This is a genomic window from Christiangramia gaetbulicola (genome assembly GCF_003054225.1).
Taxonomy (GTDB): domain Bacteria; phylum Bacteroidota; class Bacteroidia; order Flavobacteriales; family Flavobacteriaceae; genus Christiangramia; species Christiangramia gaetbulicola.
Genome location: NZ_QBKQ01000002.1, coordinates 1,027,387 through 1,045,932 on the forward strand (window position 1 = coordinate 1,027,387; position 18,546 = coordinate 1,045,932).

General features: G+C 38.7%; 18 protein-coding genes and 1 rRNA gene. 12 read left to right on the plus strand and 7 right to left on the minus strand.

The features are described 5' to 3' along the window. The first annotated feature begins 3 nt into the window (after nt 1–3). Both C8P64_RS11370 and C8P64_RS11375 read left to right on the plus strand, forming a co-directional pair. Complete coding sequence (locus C8P64_RS11370) at nt 4–471, plus strand: low molecular weight protein-tyrosine-phosphatase (RefSeq protein ID WP_108172175.1); 468 nt, start codon at nt 4–6, stop codon at nt 469–471. Further along, nucleotides 468–1,196, plus strand: a complete 729-nt coding sequence (locus C8P64_RS11375; RefSeq protein WP_108172176.1) for an SAM-dependent methyltransferase — start codon at nt 468–470, stop codon at nt 1,194–1,196. Before C8P64_RS11370 ends, C8P64_RS11375 begins: the two co-directional genes overlap by 4 nt. Here C8P64_RS11375 and C8P64_RS11380 read toward each other — a convergent pair. From C8P64_RS11380 to dapF, 4 genes are all read right to left on the minus strand, one after another. Beyond that, on the minus strand, nt 1,193–1,861 hold the full coding sequence (locus C8P64_RS11380; protein ID WP_108172177.1) for a peptidoglycan-binding protein LysM: 669 nt from the start codon (nt 1,859–1,861) through the stop codon (nt 1,193–1,195). The genes C8P64_RS11375 and C8P64_RS11380 overlap by 4 nt on opposite strands. A 196-nt stretch (nt 1,862–2,057) precedes the next feature. Continuing rightward, nucleotides 2,058–3,101, minus strand: a complete 1,044-nt coding sequence (gene mltG / locus C8P64_RS11385) for an endolytic transglycosylase MltG (RefSeq protein ID WP_108172178.1) — start codon at nt 3,099–3,101, stop codon at nt 2,058–2,060. After that, nucleotides 3,091–3,621: a GNAT family N-acetyltransferase gene (locus C8P64_RS11390; RefSeq protein ID WP_108172179.1), complete on the minus strand. Its 531-nt coding sequence runs from the start codon at nt 3,619–3,621 to the stop codon at nt 3,091–3,093. Before C8P64_RS11390 ends, mltG begins: the two co-directional genes overlap by 11 nt. Then, entirely contained in the window at nt 3,615–4,400 is a 786-nt protein-coding gene (gene dapF / locus C8P64_RS11395; protein WP_108172180.1) for a diaminopimelate epimerase, read from the minus strand. Before dapF ends, C8P64_RS11390 begins: the two co-directional genes overlap by 7 nt. Before the next feature lie 135 nt (nt 4,401–4,535). Between dapF and C8P64_RS11400 the strand changes: the two genes are divergently transcribed. From C8P64_RS11400 to C8P64_RS11425, 6 genes are all read left to right on the plus strand, one after another. Continuing rightward, entirely contained in the window at nt 4,536–5,939 is a 1,404-nt protein-coding gene (locus C8P64_RS11400; protein ID WP_108172181.1) for a trypsin-like peptidase domain-containing protein, read from the plus strand. 122 nt (nt 5,940–6,061) lie between these two features. After that, nucleotides 6,062–7,510 carry a glyceraldehyde-3-phosphate dehydrogenase gene (locus tag C8P64_RS11405; protein WP_108172182.1) on the plus strand — a complete coding sequence of 483 codons (1,449 nt, stop codon included), beginning with the start codon at nt 6,062–6,064 and terminating at the stop codon, nt 7,508–7,510. 195 nt (nt 7,511–7,705) lie between these two features. Then, nucleotides 7,706–8,299 carry a Z-ring associated ZapG family protein gene (locus C8P64_RS11410; RefSeq protein ID WP_108172183.1) on the plus strand — a complete coding sequence of 198 codons (594 nt, stop codon included), beginning with the start codon at nt 7,706–7,708 and terminating at the stop codon, nt 8,297–8,299. Between the two features lie 40 nt (nt 8,300–8,339). Further along, nucleotides 8,340–9,020 (plus strand): tRNA (guanosine(37)-N1)-methyltransferase TrmD, encoded by a 681-nt coding sequence (gene trmD / locus C8P64_RS11415; protein WP_108172184.1) that lies wholly within the window; start codon nt 8,340–8,342, stop codon nt 9,018–9,020. A gap of 118 nt (nt 9,021–9,138) precedes the next feature. Then, on the plus strand, nt 9,139–9,495 hold the full coding sequence (gene rplS / locus C8P64_RS11420) for a 50S ribosomal protein L19 (RefSeq protein WP_108172245.1): 357 nt from the start codon (nt 9,139–9,141) through the stop codon (nt 9,493–9,495). 567 nt (nt 9,496–10,062) lie between these two features. Continuing rightward, entirely contained in the window at nt 10,063–12,291 is a 2,229-nt protein-coding gene (locus C8P64_RS11425) for an NADP-dependent isocitrate dehydrogenase (RefSeq protein ID WP_108172185.1), read from the plus strand. A gap of 52 nt (nt 12,292–12,343) precedes the next feature. Here the strand turns inward: C8P64_RS11425 and C8P64_RS11430 are convergent, their stop codons facing one another. Further along, nucleotides 12,344–12,961 (minus strand): DEAD/DEAH box helicase, encoded by a 618-nt coding sequence (locus C8P64_RS11430; protein WP_108172186.1) that lies wholly within the window; start codon nt 12,959–12,961, stop codon nt 12,344–12,346. Nucleotides 12,962–13,186: 225 nt separating this feature from the next. Here C8P64_RS11430 and C8P64_RS11435 point away from each other — a divergent pair, with 225 nt between their 5' ends. The 4 genes from C8P64_RS11435 to C8P64_RS11450 are packed head-to-tail and all read left to right on the plus strand — an operon-like array spanning nt 13,187 to nt 17,863. Then, on the plus strand, nt 13,187–14,413 hold the full coding sequence (locus tag C8P64_RS11435; RefSeq protein WP_108172187.1) for a multidrug effflux MFS transporter: 1,227 nt from the start codon (nt 13,187–13,189) through the stop codon (nt 14,411–14,413). 43 nt (nt 14,414–14,456) lie between these two features. Then, nucleotides 14,457–16,832 (plus strand): TonB-dependent receptor, encoded by a 2,376-nt coding sequence (locus C8P64_RS11440; protein WP_108172188.1) that lies wholly within the window; start codon nt 14,457–14,459, stop codon nt 16,830–16,832. Beyond that, complete coding sequence (locus C8P64_RS11445) at nt 16,832–17,641, plus strand: DUF4249 domain-containing protein (protein WP_108172189.1); 810 nt, start codon at nt 16,832–16,834, stop codon at nt 17,639–17,641. The genes C8P64_RS11440 and C8P64_RS11445 overlap by 1 nt, the downstream gene beginning before the upstream one ends. Continuing rightward, nucleotides 17,642–17,863, plus strand: a complete 222-nt coding sequence (locus tag C8P64_RS11450) for a DUF6095 family protein (protein ID WP_108172190.1) — start codon at nt 17,642–17,644, stop codon at nt 17,861–17,863. A gap of 38 nt (nt 17,864–17,901) precedes the next feature. On the opposite strand, the gene C8P64_RS11455 is transcribed toward C8P64_RS11450, so the two are convergent. Together C8P64_RS11455 and rrf are read right to left on the minus strand one after the other, a co-directional pair. Beyond that, nucleotides 17,902–18,354 carry a hypothetical protein gene (locus C8P64_RS11455; RefSeq protein WP_108172191.1) on the minus strand — a complete coding sequence of 151 codons (453 nt, stop codon included), beginning with the start codon at nt 18,352–18,354 and terminating at the stop codon, nt 17,902–17,904. Between the two features lie 116 nt (nt 18,355–18,470). Next, nucleotides 18,471–18,546, minus strand: a 5S ribosomal RNA gene (gene rrf / locus C8P64_RS16740); the annotation flags it as partial.

The window sequence follows — 18,546 nt, forward strand, 5'->3', positions numbered from 1 at the left end:
TTTATGAAAACCAGGGTATTGATGGTGTGCCTCGGCAATATTTGCAGATCACCACTGGCCGAAGGTATTCTTAAATCTAAAGTTGATCCTAATAAAGTATTTGTAGATTCTGCAGGTACGGGTAGCTGGCATATTGGTTCTGAACCAGACCGGCGCTCTATTGCTACTGCAAAAAGATATGGATTGGATATTACCGATCAAAGAGGTAGGCAATTCTCTGAAGACGACTTTGAAGATTTCGACCATATATTTGCCATGGATAACTCTAATTTTAGGGATATCATGTCTATGGCTAAGACAGATGAAGATCGCCAGAAGGTACATTTGATACTGGAAGAGATCTTTCCTTCAGAAAATGTAGATGTTCCAGATCCTTATCACGGAGGGGAACAGGGCTTCGAAAACGTTTATCAAATGCTTGATGAAGCCTGTGAGGAGATCGCCAGAAAACTGAATAACGGTACGCTATGAGTTCTAAACACCAGGAATACGGAAAACTTTACCTGATTCCTGTTAATCTGGGAGAATCTAATCCAGATAAGGTATTCCCACCGATGAATAAAAATATCATCGAAGGGATTGATGATTTCATAGTTGAAAATGAAAAATCTGCCCGGAGATTCATCAAACAAATACTTCCTGAAAAATCGCAGCCAGACCTTAGACTTCATGGTTTAAATAAATTCACTGTAGCTTCAGACATACCAGCCTTCCTGGATGCGGCGAAAGAAGGAAGAAATATGGGACTGTTAAGCGAAGCAGGCTGTCCCGGAGTTGCAGACCCGGGAGCTGAAGTTGTAAAGCTCGCCCACCGGTTCAATATTCAGGTAGTCCCCCTAATAGGACCTTCCTCAATTCTTCTGGCAATGATGGCCAGCGGGATGAACGGCCAAAGCTTTACATTTCATGGATACCTTCCTATAGATAAAAAAGAACGCAAGAACGAGATCAAACAACTTGAAAGAATTTCCCTAGAAAGGAATCAGGCGCAGATCTTTATTGAAACCCCTTATCGCAATATGAAGTTCCTGGAAGACCTTATTCAAAGTCTTCACCCAACCACGAGAATCTGTGTTGCCTGTGATCTTACGCTGGAAACAGAATTTATAAAAACCGCGACCGCTTCAGAATGGAAAAATATAAAAACCGATCTTCATAAAAGACCGGCTATATTTATTATTCAAAAAGATATTTAGACAGAAAGCTTGTCGAAGTCTACCCTGGCATTCTTTTCAGTCTTCACAAAGGATGTATCATATCCGCCAAAACGCTTCATATAGGTTTTAATGGTGGTTCCAAATGCATCGCTGAAAGCCTGAGCTCCCCAACTACGAAGATATTTCTTCACACTACCAGGACCGGCTAAATGCGCTGCGGCAAGGATACCAGACTCGGTAATTTCTACCCCATTGATGGTTTTACCAACAAAACGCTTGATATCTCTTTGCAGGATCCACTTATTCCTGGAAGCATTCGCATAGAATGCCGCCTCCTGCAAAGCAGGTGAATTAAGGAATCCAACAGTATCGTAAATACCCACGAGTTTTAGAGTACCCTTTCCAAACTGGTATTTACCAAGATAACCGTATTCGTTAATGCTTTTGTAATCCCCTCTTGATTCTTTAAAAGCCAGAGCTTCTTTAAAACCAACATAGGACTTGCCCAGGTAAGGTGAAGTGTGTGAGATTTCGAATTCCGGAATTATTTCATCTCGCAGATCTGGTACTGTATAATCCAGTTCCAGATCATAAGTGGAATAATCTTCCAGATCCAGTTTTGCAGCATCTTTAGTTGAAAAACTAAAAAAAATGGAGCCCGCTGCAAGAGGCAAGATTGAAAATTTTGCAATTTTCTTTCTCATTACTTTGTTTTTTGAAAGGTTACTGGCACACCTATATCATAAGTCATGCCCCTTTCATATTCGCCCGGCAAATGTATAACAAATTTTAATAATTTGACTTACAGGCTGTTAAAGGTATTATAAAGTTCCAGAAGCTTTAACCAAATTATAACTGCTTTGTTATCATAAACTTAAAGAATCCTAAATAAAACCTCTGCTATCTTTTTATCCCCTGCTTATTGATCCAGCGCACGTATTCCTGCTTGTTTCGATTGTGCTGTGCCAGGGTTTTAGCAAATTTATGATAGCCGAAATTTTCTACATCGGCTACAAAATAGTAGAAATCATGATTCTCATAATTTAACACGGCATCGATAGAAGAAATATCGGGCATCCAGATTGGCCCCGGAGGAATTTGCCTGTATTTATATGTATTATAAGGTGAATCGAGTTCGAGATCTTTATAAAGCACTCTTTTTATAATAGTATCGAAATTACCGGTAGTCTCTTTGATAGCATAGATCACCGTAGGATCTGCATCCAGTTTCCATCCGTTCTTATATCGATTCATATACACCCCGGCTACTTTAGGGCGCTCGTCAACCTTCGCCGTTTCCTTCTGAACTATGGAAGCCATAGTAATGACCTCTTTCGGAGAAAGACCTATCTCTTCAGCCTTTTTCAACCTCTTTTCATTCCAGAACCTATCGTACTCCTTTTTCATTCTGCTGCGAAATTCTTCAGCTGAAGTATTCCAGTAAAATTCATATTGATTAGGGATATACATCCCCAGGGCTGTTGGATCGCTAAATTCATTTTTAGCAAGAAAACTTGAATCTTTGAATGACCTAAGCAATGAAACACTATCGGCCTCGATCTGCTCAGAGATTCTACCGGCCAGATTCTCCAGTCTTTCCTGATTATTAAAAATAACCTTCACCGGCCTGTTACCGCTTCTCAGGGTATTCACCAGTTCATTATTATTCATTCCTTTTTTCAGAAAATATCTTCCGGGCCTCACATTAGCGGCATAACCTTTCTTTTCTGCAACCATGCTAAATGATGACAGGTCTTTCACCAATGGTCGCAAAGAGTCTATCACTGTCTGGAAAGTGGCGTCTGAAGGAATATAGACCACCTCCTCTTTCGCTTCAAAGCTTGTATTAGAAGAAAATATACTGTTATAGATATAATAACCGAAGATCCCAAAAGCTATCGCTCCAAGAATGGCGACTGCTATAATTATTTTTTTAATGTACATTATTTATCAATTGGTAGAGCCATTCATCTTTATACTTGCCGTTGAATAGCGTCCAGTCTTTTTTTAAACCTACTTTTCTAAATCCATTACTTTCAAAAATGCGCATACTCTCTTCGTTGTTGGAAGCCACGTTGGCGTATACCTGATGCAAACCAAGATGAGTGAAACAATAATCGCAAAGCAAGGCTAAACTTTCTGATCCGAATCCTTTTTTCCGGTCTTTTTTATCGGCGATAAGGATCCCGATAGCAGCTCTCTTATCCCTGGGTTCAAGATCGTAAACATCTATCAGACCAACCGGTCGACCTCGCTTGGTGCAAATAACCAGTCTTAACTGTTTGATATCATAGATATCGCGATGAGCATTCTCGATATATTGCCTGATAAGAAACCTTGAATAAGGCGCCTGGGTAGTACTTATCTCCCAGAAGTTTTCATCATTTTCGATCTTATGAACAAAATCAAGATCTTCCGGCTCCAGTGCTCTTAAAAATACTTTTTGCCCCTGTAATGTTAACATATGATCTCACCTTTAAAAACCTGTTCTGCCGGCCCGGATAACCAGATATCAGAATAGCCATTTTCAGACTTCTTAAATCTTACAGACAGATCTCCTCCCGGAGTGATAAGACTCACTTTTTCTGAAGTTGTTTTTCCAGATTCGTAGGCAGCGATCGCCACGGCCGTAACTCCTGTACCACATGAAAGTGTTTCATCCTCTACTCCCCTTTCATAGGTTCTTACTGAAAATGAATCAGAAGAAATCGGCTCTACGAAATTCACATTCGTACCACCGTTAGCATATCTTTCAGAATATCTCACTTTGGCACCATCTTTCTTAATATCCCTTAAACCTATATTTTCTGAAAAGATCACATGATGTGGGGAACCGGTATCAAGAAAAAGAAAGTCTTCGTTATTTGAAACTTCAGAAACATCCTGCATCTTCAAACTGACTATTCCGTTCTTCACAGTCGCTTCATGCACGCCATCTATAGCTGTAAATCTGGCAGTATCTTCTATGATCCCAAGGAACCTGGCAAACGCTACCAGACACCTCCCGCCGTTACCACACATACTGCTTTCATTTCCATCGGCATTAAAATAGACCATTTTGAAATCATCTTTTTCATCTTCCGGATTTTCCAGCAGAATAAGCCCGTCAGCACCTATTCCGAATTTACGGTCACACAGATGATTTATCAATTTGGTATCATTTTTGGATATTATAAGATCCCGATTATCGATCATTACGAAATCGTTACCCGTACCCTGGTATTTATAGAATGTCAGCTTCATAAGTCATTTTGAAAGTGGCACAAATATACAATTTTGAACAGGAATTCGGGATTGTTAAATGGTCGTTAAATTTCGGGTTTTACCATAATAATAAGAGAATCAAGAAAGTTTAATCATAAATAACAAAAGCCGAAAATGAAAAAAATAGCAACTTTACTATTTGTATCTATCCTTGGAGGCGCTCTAACCTTAGGAAGCTATAAGATCTTCTTTGAAGAAGATTCTAACCAGTTCCTCCCCCAGGATAATTCACAACAAAATTCGTTTATCCCGGTTACCAACACGAATCGAGCCTACGGTACAAATGCAGATTTCACAGAAGCTGCAGAAAAGACCGTGCATGCTGTGGTTCACGTAAAGAACGTAGCGGTATTTAAAAGCGGCCCGAGAAGTATCTGGGAATATTACCCTTACAATAATAATGGAGGAAGAGCCTTGCAAGGTGCAGGATCTGGTGTAATCATTACCCCAGATGGATACATAGTAACCAACAATCACGTAATAGACGGTGCAAGCGAGATAGAAGTTACCCTGAATAACAACAAAACCTATAAAGCTGAGCTTATAGGAAGTGATCCATTGTCAGACATTGCCCTTATCAAGGTTGATCCTGAAGAAGAACTGGATTATATTCCATTCGGGGATTCAGATAATACACAAATTGGTGAATGGGTACTGGCCGTTGGTAACCCGTTTAATTTAAAATCTACGGTAACTGCAGGGATCATAAGCGCAAAAGCCAGAGACCTTAATTTAAGAGATAATTCTCCACAATCATTTATTCAAACCGATGCGGCGATCAACCCAGGTAACAGTGGTGGCGCCCTGGTAAACATTAATGGTGAACTCATAGGGATAAACACAGCGATAAGCTCTCCGAGCGGCAGCTATATTGGATATGCCTTTGCGGTACCTTCTAATAACGCCAGAAAGATCGTTGAAGACATCATGGAATTTGGAGACGTTCAGAAGGGAATTCTTGGAATTCGAGGAACCAGCATCAATAATGAGATCACCAGAGAACTTGATCTCTCTACTTCACAGGGAGTTTTAGTTGCCGATGTTACCCCAGGTAGCGGTGCTGAAAAATCCGGCATCCGTCAAAAGGATATCATTAAGAAAATTGATAATATCGAGATCAACAAGTTCTCAGATCTTACAGGATATATCAATTCGAAAAGACCCGGAGATGAAGTCCTGGTAAAACTAATGCGCGATGGTGAAGAAAGAGAAGTAAACGTAAAGCTTACCAAGCTGGACACCTACCCTATTCCTGCTTTAGGTATTGAAGTAGCCAACGCTTCTGCTGAAGAACTCGAAGCTTACAAGGCTCCCAACGGAGTAAGGATAAATCGTATGTTGTCTGAAGACCTTCCATCTGCAGATCTGGTTGGTGGTATCATTTCAGAAATAAACGGTCAGAAAGTATCTTCGGTAAGAGAAGTTGAAGAAGTTATGCGAAGCCGCACGAGAGCAAATCCAATAGTTATCGTTTTTTACACTAAACAAGGAGAAAAACAGCGCATGATCTGGAAATAATTCTAAGGATCTTAAGTATAATGAACCCTTCCGCTCAGGAGGGGTTTTTTATTGAGAAAAGTTTTTACGAAAACGTTTGAAATATATACTTTTGCCGGAAATTTATAACAACATAACTCAACATGGACTTTAATAAAGTTTACGAAAAAGAACTTTCTTTCCAGGCAGATCGCCGCAAAGCTACCGTAGAATTCATAAACATTGTAAGCGACCTTTGGTATGATAAATCTATAGAACTGGTACTTTTCAGAAATCAACTCATCAATAGAAATGTAAGTGACATTCTGGATCTGCATGAATATGCCGGTGAGTTTGTGGGTAAGCCAATTTCTATTTTCGATTCTGTAGAGATCGCAAAAGCGATACAGGACCTGAATTTACCTCCGGCTAAGCTGGATATTGGGAAACTCACTTATGAATTTCACCTTGATGGTCAGCCACACAGTAACGCCATGGCCTTTGTATCTAATAAACTGAATGATGCAAAAGAAACTGAAACCGTAACTCCTAAAGATGTTGTGCTTTATGGTTTTGGTAGAATTGGCCGCCTGGTTGCCCGTGAACTTATGACCAGGACTGGGAAAGGAAATCAACTTAGACTAAGAGCTGTTGTTACCAGAGGAAAAGTTGACCGTAGCGTTCTGGAAAAAAGAGCCTCTCTTTTAAAGAGTGATTCTGTGCATGGCCCCTTCAGCGGAACAGTAAATATCGATGAAGAAAATTCGGCATTGATCGTGAACGGAACTACAGTTCGAATGATCTCTGCTAACCAGCCGGAAGATATAGATTATACCATGTACGGAATTAAAGATGCACTTATAATTGACAATACCGGTGCATTTAGGGATAAAGAAGCACTTAGCAGACACCTTACTTCAAAAGGAGCGGCTAAAGTACTACTTACTGCACCCGGGAAGGGAATTCCGAATATTGTACATGGCGTAAACCAAAAGGAATACAGCCCGGAAGAAATCGATATTTTCTCTGCAGCTTCTTGCACCACGAATGCAATTACACCTGTGTTAAAAGCAGTTCAGGATTCTTTAGGAGTGGTTCATGGGCACCTTGAAACCATTCATGCCTATACTAATGACCAGAACCTGGTGGACAATATGCACAGCAAATACAGAAGAGGACGAGCTGCCGGTCTTAATATGGTAATTACTGAAACCGGCGCCGGAAAAGCGGTTTCCAAAGCCTTACCGGTTTTTGAAGGTAAACTTACTTCTAATGCCATTAGAGTTCCTGTACCAAATGGTTCATTAGCTATTTTGAACCTGGAAGTGGAAAAAGAAACTAATCTGGAAGACGTAAACAACCTGCTGAAGAAATACGCGCTTGAAGGTGAGTTGGTAGAACAGATACAATATTCTGTAGATAACGAGCTGGTATCTTCAGACATCATTGGATCTTCTGCGCCGGCTATCTATGACAGTAATGCGACGATCGTTTCTGAAGACGGTAAAAACGTGATCCTTTATATATGGTATGACAATGAATATGGCTACAGCCACCAGGTAATAAGACTTGCAAAATATATCGCTAAGGTAAGACGATATACTTATTATTAGTAGTGTATAATTTTTATAAAAAAGACCCCGCCATTGTCGGGGTTTTTTTATTTTTGCACCACTTTAAAAACATTAAAAAACTGATTCAAAACAATTTAAAATTCAAAGAAGCGAATCTTTCCCGAAAATCTGAAATATACTAATCTACCTATTCGCTCCGTTGTTTTTATGAACCAAAAATCAATCCCCAAAGAAATGAGTAACAAATTTTACATTGTAGCTGCTTTTGTTATTGCTAGTGTATTTCAGATGAATGCCCAGACCGATAGCCTTAAAACCGACACCCCAATCCAGGATGAATTTTCTGCGTTGATACAGGAGTCTAACAACTACCAGGGCTATAAGGTTGTGGACTATGACAAGTTGATCGAACTAAGGAATACTACCAGGAATTATATTACCGAATTAAAGGAAGAGATCATAGTACATAAGAATACCCTGGATCAACAAAACGAAGAAATTTCCAAGCTTAAAAATGAGCTGGAATCTACTAAAGAAGATTTAAAAAGAGTATCTGAAGAAAAAGATGCTTTGATGTTCCTTGGAATGCCTTTCAGCAAAGGTGGATATAAAGGAATGATGTGGGGAATTGTAGCTGCACTGGTTGCAGTAGTCCTTATACTCTTCTTTAGATATAAAAGTTCCAATGCTGCTACTAAAGATGCGCAGCAGAAACTTGATGAGACCGAGAAAGAATTTGATGCCTACAGGACCAAAGCTTTAGAAAAAGAACAACGTCTTGGAAGAATGCTTCAGGATGAACGCAATAAGGCAGGTGGGACTTCATAAACCCATTTCAGGTCTGAAAATTTAGAAACAACCCCTACGCATGCGCATAGATATAATTACGGTAGTACCAGATATCCTTAAAAGTCCTTTTGAAGCCTCTATACTTCAGAGAGCTATACAAAAAGGACTCGTAGAGATACATTTGCATAATCTCAGGGATTATACTACAGATAATTATAAGCAGGTAGACGACTATCAGTTTGGTGGTGGCGCAGGTATGGTGATGATGATAGAACCCATAGACAAATGTATTTCCAAGCTTAAGTCTGAAAGGGAGTACCAGGAAGTGATATATATGACTCCTGATGGTGAGCGACTTCAGCAAAAAATGGCCAACAGGTTATCCATGCATGAGAATATCATCATCCTTTGCGGACATTATAAGGGTGTAGATCAAAGAGTAAGAGACCAGTTCATAACAAAAGAGATCTCCATTGGTGATTATGTGCTTTCTGGTGGCGAACTTGGAGCAGCGGTTCTTTGTGATTCCATCATAAGACTTATCCCCGGAGTTTTGGGAAATGAAACCTCTGCCCTAACCGATTCTTTCCAGGATAATCTACTGGCCCCGCCGGTGTACACCCGGCCTGCCGAGTACAAAGGATGGGAAGTACCAGAAGTTCTAACTTCAGGAAATTTTCCGAAGATAGAAGCCTGGAGAGAAAATGAAGCCTATGAGCGTACTAAACGTCTGAGGCCAGACCTTTTAGAAGAAGACTAATTTTTTCTGCAACAGGCTTGTAGAATAATATAAATTGATTAATTTTGCACTCATTCTAGAATAACCTCTGGCGATAACCGTGAATGTTGTTTTGGATTTTACTTTTAAAAAAATAAAGATGGAATCGTTAGTAAAATACGTTCAGGACGAATTCGTAGAAAGAAAAGATCTACCAGAATTTGCAGCAGGTGACACGATCACTGTTTATTACGAAATTAAAGAGGGACAGAAGACAAGAACTCAGTTCTTTAGAGGTGTCGTAATTCAGAAAAGAGGAACAGGCGCTTCTCAAACTTTCACTATTAGAAAGATGAGTGGTACTGTAGGAGTGGAAAGAATTTTCCCAGTAAACCTTCCTGCTATCCAGAAGATCGAGATCAATAAGAAAGGTAAAGTAAGAAGAGCTAGAATTTTCTACTTTAGAGGTCTTACCGGTAAGAAAGCCCGTATTAAAGAAGCGATTAGAAAATCATAATTCTTTAAGACTGATATATAAGAGCCCCGAACTTTCGGGGCTTTTTTTTTGCTCAAAAATCATCGAATTTATCCCCCATTAAAATGTTAAAAACCTTCATTCAAAAAAGGTTTATTCTTATCTTTATTATTGAAATTCGGCGGAATTAAAATGACAAAAGAATTTTTAGTGAAGACGATTTTCCTGTAAAGCAAGTTCTTTGCATATAGCTTTTACTTTCTATATAACATCAATATTTTGTACTTACAAAATCCGTTTGAAAGGTAAAAGCGAATTTGATTCAGTTTTATTTTCTTTAAAATTGAATCATGATTGAAACAGCATACACAAGAAAGCTTAAAACGCTTGATATCATCAGAGTGATAATACGCTGTTTCAATTGAAGCCATTTCATTTTAGCAATTAAGATGAAATGGCTTTTTTATTGCATTATTTATGATTTCTTAACAAGTGAGACCCCCTTTAAACTTAGGATAAAAGACCTAAATACTGTATATTGCGCGTATGATAACACCCTGGCTTTTTCCGGGGTTTTCTTTGAATATATTTCAACCAAAAACATTTAAAATGTCGCAGAAAGAAAAAATAATTTATACTAAAACAGATGAGGCTCCAATGCTGGCAACTTATTCGTTCTTGCCAATTATAGAAGCTTTCACCAAAGCTGCAGGGGTAAGCCTAGAAACCCGTGATATTTCGTTAGCTGGTAGAATCCTTTCTCAATTCCCAGATTACCTGAAAGACGACCAGAAAGTTTCAGATGATCTTGCTGAATTAGGAGAATTGGCAAAAAAGCCAGAAGCTAACATTATTAAATTACCAAATATCAGTGCTTCTATTCCTCAGCTTAAAAATGCGATCGCAGAATTACAATCTAAAGGCTTTGCTATTCCAGATTACCCGGATGAGCCTTCTAACGATAAAGAAAATGAGATACAGGCGCGTTACGATAAAGTAAAAGGTAGTGCCGTAAATCCAGTTCTTAGAGAAGGAAATTCAGACAGACGTGCTCCAAAAGCAGTTAAGAATTTCGCTAAGAAAAATCCACACTCTATGGGTGAATGGAGCAAGGATTCTAAAACTCATGTCGCTACGATGAGCGAAGGAGATTTCAGATCTAATGAAAAATCCATGACGCTTGCAGATGATGATACTTTTAAAATAGAATTCACTTCAGAAAGCGGCGATAAAAAGACCTTAAAAGACAATATTAAAGTTTTAAAAGGAGAAGTGGTTGATGCTACGGTAATGAGCAAAAAAGCCCTTCTGGACTTCCTTCGTAAAGAAGTGAAAGATGCAAAAGAGAAAGATGTTCTTTTCTCCCTACATATGAAAGCTACCATGATGAAGGTTTCAGACCCTATCATTTTCGGTCATGCAGTAGAGGTTTTCTTTGAAGATGTATTCGAAAAATATAGTGCAGAACTTGAAAAAGCGGGTGCAGATCCAACCTCAGGTCTTGGAGATGTGCTAAACGCTATCGACAGCCTGCCTTCAGATAAAAAACAAGAGATAAAGGCAGCGATCGAAAAAGATCTTGAAGAAGGACCGGATATCGCGATGGTAAATTCAGATAAAGGAATTACTAACCTGCACGTACCAAGTGATATCATTATCGATGCATCTATGCCGGCTATGATTAGAACTTCAGGACAAATGTGGAATGCTGAAGGAAAAACTCAGGATACCAAGGCTGTAATTCCAGATAGTAGCTATGCTGGACTATACCAGGCTACTATCGATTTCTGTAAAAAACATGGTGCTTTTGATCCTACTACTATGGGTACGGTACCAAACGTGGGATTAATGGCTCAAAAAGCTGAAGAATATGGTTCTCACGATAAAACCTTTGAAATTCCAGCTAATGGAACTGTAAAAGTGATTAACGCTAAAGGAGAAACCGTTCTTGAGCATAAAGTTGAAAAAGGTGATATCTGGAGAATGTGCCAGGTAAAGGATGCTCCAATCCAGGATTGGATCAAACTAGCCATTTCAAGAGCAAGAGCTACAAAAATGCCAGCAGTATTCTGGCTGGATAAAAACAGAGCTCATGATGCTGAATTGATCAAGAAGGTGAATAAATATTTACCAGAACATGATACTGAAGGTTTAGAGATCAAGATCATGGCTCCTGTAGAAGCTACCAATTACACCCTGGAAAGAGTAAAAGATGGGAAAGATACTATCTCGGTAACGGGTAACGTACTTAGAGATTACCTAACAGACCTCTTCCCTATTCTGGAATTAGGTACCAGTGCAAAAATGCTTTCTATCGTACCATTAATGAATGGTGGTGGATTGTTCGAAACTGGTGCTGGTGGATCTGCTCCAAAACACGTTCAGCAATTTTTAGAGGAAGGTCATTTAAGATGGGATTCTTTAGGAGAATTCCTTGCTTTGGCAGTTTCTCTGGAACACTTAGGTAATAAATACGACAACTCGAAAGCGCTAACTCTTTCTGAAGCTTTAGATGAAGCCACCGAAAGATTCCTTAACGAAGGTAGATCTCCTTCAAGAAAGGTTAACGAACTTGATAACCGTGGAAGTCATTTCTACCTGGCATTATACTGGGCAGAAGCACTTTCTACTCAAACAAGTAATAAAGATCTGAACATCTATTTCGCAAGGATCGCTAAGATGATGGAAGACAACCAGGAGAAAATTCTTCAGGATCTTCTTGATGCTCAGGGATCACCTGTAGATATAGGTGGATATTATGAGCCAGACGAAGAGCTAACTAAAAAAGCAATGCGTCCAAGTGTAAAATTAAATGAGATCCTGGCAACAGACGCTTAATATCATTTATATTGAAACAAAAAAGCCTCCGCTATAAACGGAGGCTTTTTTATTATTTAGACATTCTTACTATCCGAGCTCGCTCCATAAAAGTATCCCTTAATCTTTCCATTTTAGGCTCCATTTTTTCAGCAAAAACCAGATACTGGCATTTACTAATACTCAATGGTATTCTCACGATCTCATCAATATTGCCAGGTTTTGAAAGGAATTCGGCATCTTCAAGAATAAAAAGTTGCAATTGCCCTAAATGAATACCGGTCATGGAGAATAATTTTCCAAGTCTTCGCGGTGTAGCGATCACAATATCTACTCCGTAATAGATGTCATCTTTTTGATCGTCTATATTTTGTTCTTCATAGGCACAATATATACGAAGATCCATTTCCCTGGTAAACTCTTTAAATTTTTGTTCAAGCTCTAAAGCAGCTTCTTTATCCTTAACATAAATAAGAGCTCGTGGTGAGTCCTCAAAAGCTTCAGAATTCAACTTCTGAATTACGCTAATGATCATCGCCGTTGTCTTTCCGGCACCTTCGGGAGCTAAACAGTAAAGATCTGCTCCACTTTTTATTTTTGGTAAGATGTTCTTCTGGAATACAGTAGGATTTTCAAATCCTAAACGTTCAATAGCTTCTTTGAGCGGTGGATTTAATTTTTTGAACGACATAATACTATTTGAAATTTGATGATACAGAATCTAATTCATTAAAAACTGCATAGTTCCCTGCAAATGTCCGATTTTAAATTTTGTTAGGCTCGCTTTTACTGGTTATACTTTAAAATCTAAAAGTTTATAATTGAATCATTATTGGACTAAATCGAAATAGTTTAATCTTTCGTTAAACATCTCCGGAAATTAGAACATAATACAGGCTTTCCTGAAATTTGCAAAATGCTTCCAAATTCTACGGAGAGAAATAAAAAACAGGAATATATTATTCTACTGGTTCTGGGAACCCTGATTGCCCTTGGACCATTTTCGATCGATGCTTACCTTCCTGGCTTTGATAGTATTGCGAAGGATTTTAATACATCCATTAGCCAGATAGGACTCACCCTTACCAGTTATTTTATCGGGATATCCCTGGGACAACTAGCCTATGGCCCGATCATGGATAAATTCGGAAGAAAAAAACCTTTGTTGATCGGCCTGGTGATCTATTTTTTATCGGCGATTAGCTGTATGTATTCACCTAACCTGGAATGGTTGATCGTTTCCAGGTTCTTTTTAGCTGTGGGAGCAGCCGCCGGAATGGTTGCAGCGAAGGCTATTGTAAGAGATATTTTCCCGGTACATGAAGTCGCCGGAGCCATTTCCATACTGATGTTGATCATGGGAGGTGCTCCAATTATCGCCCCTACCGTTGGAAGTTTCATCATAGATTCTTTTGGCTGGGAAATGATCTTCGCTTTTCTGGCCGTATTCTGCCTTTTAATGATCATAAGTGTTACCAGGTTTTTACCGGAAAGTATTGTACCAGATAAAATGGTAGATCTAAAACCCAAACAGGTCGCTATTAAATATTTTGGGATTCTAACCCATTCTAAATTCTGGAGTTTTGCCTTTGCCGGAAGTTTTGCAATTGGCGCCATGTTCGCCTATATCTCTGATGCTCCTAAACTCTTTATGGGCAACTTTGACCTGACTCAGAAGGAATTCGGACTTCTATTTGGTCTAAATGCCGGGGGACTGATCTTAGGAAGCCAGATAAACCGTTTATTCCTGAGAAAGTTCACGACCCTCCAGATCACGTTATTTAATAGTGTGTTACTGGTAATTCTATCCTCGCTATTCCTATTGAACGCACTTTTAGAATTAGGATTCTTTTCTACGGCCATCCTATTATTTTTGATGTTATTCTTACTTGGTTTTCAAAATCCTAATACCACGGCCCTTTCCCTGGAACCTTTTGAAAAGAAAGCAGGCCGGGCATCTGCATTAATAGGAAGCTTGAAGATGATCCTGGGAGCTTTTACCTCGTTCCTTATAAGTTTATTCCATACTTCCAGTTCGGTTCCTCTCGCAGTGATCCTATTAAGCTGCCTGTTCATTAGCTTTTTGCTTTTATTCAGATTTTCGAAGAAGGAAAAGCGACAACTTCGGCTTAGTGAAGTTTAAACTTTTTTATTAGGATACTTAATTCTATTTTTGAAATAAAAAATTGAAATTCCGCTATTTAGCCTTACTACTATTATTTCTGTTTTTTAATAGTACCGTCAACGCTCAACAATTATATACCCTGAACGGGGTAATTACTGATGCATCCAGCAACGAAACTCTTATTGGAGTAAATCTCTTAGTTCCCGAAGCCAGCACCGGGGTAGTTACCAATGATTATGGTTATTATTCCATCAAGCTACCGCAGGGAGAATATGAAATTGAGATCTCTTATATAGGTTATCAGAGCATCCAAAAAACAATTAACCTGGATTCTAACCAGAAGCTGGATTTTCAGCTAACTGAAGCTTCAGAAAGCCTGGACGAGGTAGTCATCACCAGTGATATTGAAGGTTTGAACATTAGAAAACCTGAAATGAGTGTGAATAAGCTTTCTATTAGCACTATTCAGAAACTGCCCGTTGTTTTTGGTGAAGTAGATGTGGTAAGATCACTTTTGCTACTTCCGGGGGTTTCTAATGCCGGTGAAGGTTCCTCCGGTTTTAATGTTAGAGGTGGCGCGGTAGACCAGAATCTTATCCTTCTGGACGAGGCTACGATCTATAACTCTTCGCATCTTTTTGGTCTTTTCTCGGTATTTAACCCAGATGCCATTAAAGATCTGAAATTATATAAAGGCGGAATTCCTGCCAAATACGGAGGTAGAGTATCTTCAGTTCTGGATATTTATCAACGCGACGGGAATAGCAAGGAATTCAAAATGCAGGGAGGTATTGGTGCAATTTCCAGCCGGTTACTTGCTGAAGGCCCTATCGTAAAAGACAAGGGTTCCTTTTTGATAGGTGGACGTAGTTCTTATGCCCATTTATTCCTGAAATTAACCGATAACGAGAACTCTGCCTATTTTTATGATCTCAATACTAAACTGAGTTACAATCTAGATGACCGGAATAAACTTTTGCTTTCGGGATATTTTGGAAGGGACGTGTTCAATATCAGTCAGAATTTCGAAAATACCTACGGAAATGCCGTTCTGAACCTTAGATGGAACCATATTTTTTCAGATAACATCTTTACAAACCTTTCAGTGATCTATAGTGATTACTATTATGGCCTTAATCTGAATTTTGTAGGGTTCAACTGGGACAGCGGTATTAAGAACCTGAATATAAAATACGATTTCAACCATTATATAAATGATAACCTGCAGTTGAAATATGGAATGCAGAACACCTATTATGAATTCAATCCCGGGGAGATCAAACCTATAGATGAAGATTCCGGAATTAATTATTTTAAACTCACTAATAAATACGCGTTTGAAAATGCGGTTTATCTCTCAGCTGAACACAGGCTCAGTGATAAATTTTCTGCGGAATATGGATTGCGCCTAAGCACATTTCTAAGATTAGGCCAGGATGAAATAAACGTTTATGAAGACAATCATCCGGTAGAATATGACGCTGAAAGAGATATTTATAGGGAAGCAGATATTTTGGAAACTGTAGAGTCATCTAGAAGCGAAGTACTAAAAGCTTACAATAATTTCGAACCTCGTATTGCCCTGGCTTACACGCTAGATGAAAATCAATCTATAAAGGCCAGCTATAACAGGATGGCCCAGTACCTGCACCTGATCTCAAATACCAGTTCCCCTACTCCTCTGGATGTATGGGCTCCAAGCGGATCTTTTATAAAACCACAGGTTCTGGATCAATATGCGGTGGGATATTTCAGAAATTTCAAAGAAAATGAATTTTCACTGGAGGTGGAAGGTTTTTATAAGGATATAGATAACCGGATAGATTATATAGACGGAGCCAATCTGATCGCTAATAATGCTATTGAAAGGGTTGTTCTTAATGGTGAATCTAGAGCTTATGGTATGGAACTTCTTTTAAGGAAAAATACCGGTAGACTAACCGGCTGGCTTGCCTATACCCTTTCAAAATCTGAGCAGCGTACGCCAGGAAGAACAGCTATAGAACCAGGAATAAATAACGGAAACTGGTATAATACCAATTACGATAAAACTCATGATCTAAGCATGACGGGAAGTTATGAGCTGAACAGGAAGTGGCAATTAAATGCAAATTTCATTTTCCAAACCGGCCTGGCAACCACTTACCCGAACGCGCAATATGAATATGAAGGAATTAACATTCCTGTATATGGAGAAAGAAATGGGGACAGGCTGCCATCATATCATCGCCTTGACCTATCTGCGACCTATGAGCCCGGTGTAAAAGAAGGAAAGAAAGTTGAGTCTTTCTGGACTTTCGGACTTTATAATGTCTATAACAGGCAAAATGCCTATTCTATTAGTTTCAGGGAAAATTCTGATACCGGAGAGAATGAAGCGGTAAGATTATCCTTATTCGGAATTATCCCTTCGGTCACCTATAATTTTAAATTCTAATGAAGAAGTTAATCCTATATATTCCGATTTTACTGGTATTTATATTTTCATCATGCGAAGAAGTGGTAAATATAGACCTGGAAGAAAGCGAACCAAGACTGGTAATAGAAGCTTCTATAGTCTGGTTCAAAGGAACCCGAGGAAATGAACAAAGCATTAAACTTTCAGAAACTTCTCCGTTTTATGAAGAAGAATTGATTCCGGTTGAAAACGCTTCTGTAAAGATAACAGCCCAGGATGGTGAAGAATTTGTATTTGCTTACGATTTAAATGGCAATTACGTGAATACTGGATTCGATCCAGATCTTAATCAATCCTACCAACTGGAGATCATATACGAAGATCAGGTATATACGGCATCAGAAAAGCTAATATCCGTAACTCCTCTAGATTATGTAGAACAAACAGAATCTGGTGGATTTTCAGGGACCGATATTGAGATCAAAGCATATTACACAGATCCTGCAGAAGAACAGAATTACTATTTATTCAAGTTCAGGGATGATGATCTGAGCCTCGAGATCTATGAAGACGAATTTACCAATGGCAACCAGATCTTCGGATATTATTCGAATGATGATATAAAAGCCGAAGATCTAATTGAGATCCAAATACAGGGAATTTCTAAAAGTTATTATGAATATCTCTTTATATTGAGGTCCCAGGTAGGCTCCAGCGATGGAGGTCCGTTTGAAACCATGCCGGCTACTGTAAAAGGCAATATTATTAATCAGACCAATCCAGATAATTATCCTTTTGGTTATTTTAGATTATCTGAAGCTGATTCAACATTTTATAACGTAGAGTAAATGAAACATACTAACAAGGAAGTACTTTTAAAGGGATTAAAATTTCTGGCCGGAGCCTTACCATTGGCTTTTATAGGACCTTCTGTACTTTACAACGCCTTTAATAATCAAGGACATCCCTGGTATATCCCGGTTTTGATCGTTGGAATATTAGCTACGATAGGTTCTATCTTCCTTATGTTTAAAGGAATCATGACCATCATGAAGGCATTATTCGATTAAATTTTACCTGGTAGAACATTTTACTTTTTTTACCTAGTTTACTCCACAGGAACCTGCTTATAAAATAGACCTGGCCCATCACAACTCCACCAGCTACTTAGTAAAGTGGTTTTAGCTGCATCTAAATAAAGATACTCTTCTTTATTGCCACTACAGTTGCCAATAAGGCTACTCTCTTCTGAATATTCCAGTAAAAAAGCGACTCCGTCATCATTCGTTTGTAATATGTAAGATCCTTCTGCGGTAATTATATCATCCTCTGTAGTCCTAGTCTTTAAAAAAGAATTATCAGAATTAAAAATATAGAACTCCTGGTACTCCATATCCTCTCCGATAGTTTCTGAATATTGAATACTTCCCGTCATTTTATAAAGACTCCATTTCTGGGGAAATTTCTCTATTGAAAGATCCTGAGTCTCTAATTCATCAGAATTACTGGAACATGAAGAAAGGAGTAAAATACTAAGTAATAAGAGAAATTGAGATTTCATGGGATCGATAGATTAGTTCTTATATTCTATAGATGTAAAAATCGAAAATGGTTGCGTAGAAATTTCACATATAAGCATAAAAAAACCCCTTCAGTAGACTGAAGGGGTTTTCAAGAAGAAGGCGGCGACATACTCTCCCACAAAAAAGCAGTACCATCTGCGCTAACGGGCTTAACTACTCTGTTCGGGATG

Coding starts and splice junctions, on each gene's coding strand:
- C8P64_RS11370 (WP_108172175.1), top strand. CDS start 4: ATGAAAACCAGGGTATTGATGGTGTGCCTCGGCAATATTTGCAGATCA.
- C8P64_RS11375 (WP_108172176.1), top strand. CDS start 468: ATGAGTTCTAAACACCAGGAATACGGAAAACTTTACCTGATTCCTGTT.
- C8P64_RS11380 (WP_108172177.1), bottom strand. CDS start 1,861: ATGAGAAAGAAAATTGCAAAATTTTCAATCTTGCCTCTTGCAGCGGGC.
- mltG (WP_108172178.1), bottom strand. CDS start 3,101: ATGTACATTAAAAAAATAATTATAGCAGTCGCCATTCTTGGAGCGATA.
- C8P64_RS11390 (WP_108172179.1), bottom strand. CDS start 3,621: ATGTTAACATTACAGGGGCAAAAAGTATTTTTAAGAGCACTGGAGCCG.
- dapF (WP_108172180.1), bottom strand. CDS start 4,400: ATGAAGCTGACATTCTATAAATACCAGGGTACGGGTAACGATTTCGTA.
- C8P64_RS11400 (WP_108172181.1), top strand. CDS start 4,536: ATGAAAAAAATAGCAACTTTACTATTTGTATCTATCCTTGGAGGCGCT.
- C8P64_RS11405 (WP_108172182.1), top strand. CDS start 6,062: ATGGACTTTAATAAAGTTTACGAAAAAGAACTTTCTTTCCAGGCAGAT.
- C8P64_RS11410 (WP_108172183.1), top strand. CDS start 7,706: ATGAGTAACAAATTTTACATTGTAGCTGCTTTTGTTATTGCTAGTGTA.
- trmD (WP_108172184.1), top strand. CDS start 8,340: ATGCGCATAGATATAATTACGGTAGTACCAGATATCCTTAAAAGTCCT.
- rplS (WP_108172245.1), top strand. CDS start 9,139: ATGGAATCGTTAGTAAAATACGTTCAGGACGAATTCGTAGAAAGAAAA.
- C8P64_RS11425 (WP_108172185.1), top strand. CDS start 10,063: ATGTCGCAGAAAGAAAAAATAATTTATACTAAAACAGATGAGGCTCCA.
- C8P64_RS11430 (WP_108172186.1), bottom strand. CDS start 12,961: ATGTCGTTCAAAAAATTAAATCCACCGCTCAAAGAAGCTATTGAACGT.
- C8P64_RS11435 (WP_108172187.1), top strand. CDS start 13,187: ATGCTTCCAAATTCTACGGAGAGAAATAAAAAACAGGAATATATTATT.
- C8P64_RS11445 (WP_108172189.1), top strand. CDS start 16,832: ATGAAGAAGTTAATCCTATATATTCCGATTTTACTGGTATTTATATTT.
- C8P64_RS11450 (WP_108172190.1), top strand. CDS start 17,642: ATGAAACATACTAACAAGGAAGTACTTTTAAAGGGATTAAAATTTCTG.
- C8P64_RS11455 (WP_108172191.1), bottom strand. CDS start 18,354: ATGAAATCTCAATTTCTCTTATTACTTAGTATTTTACTCCTTTCTTCA.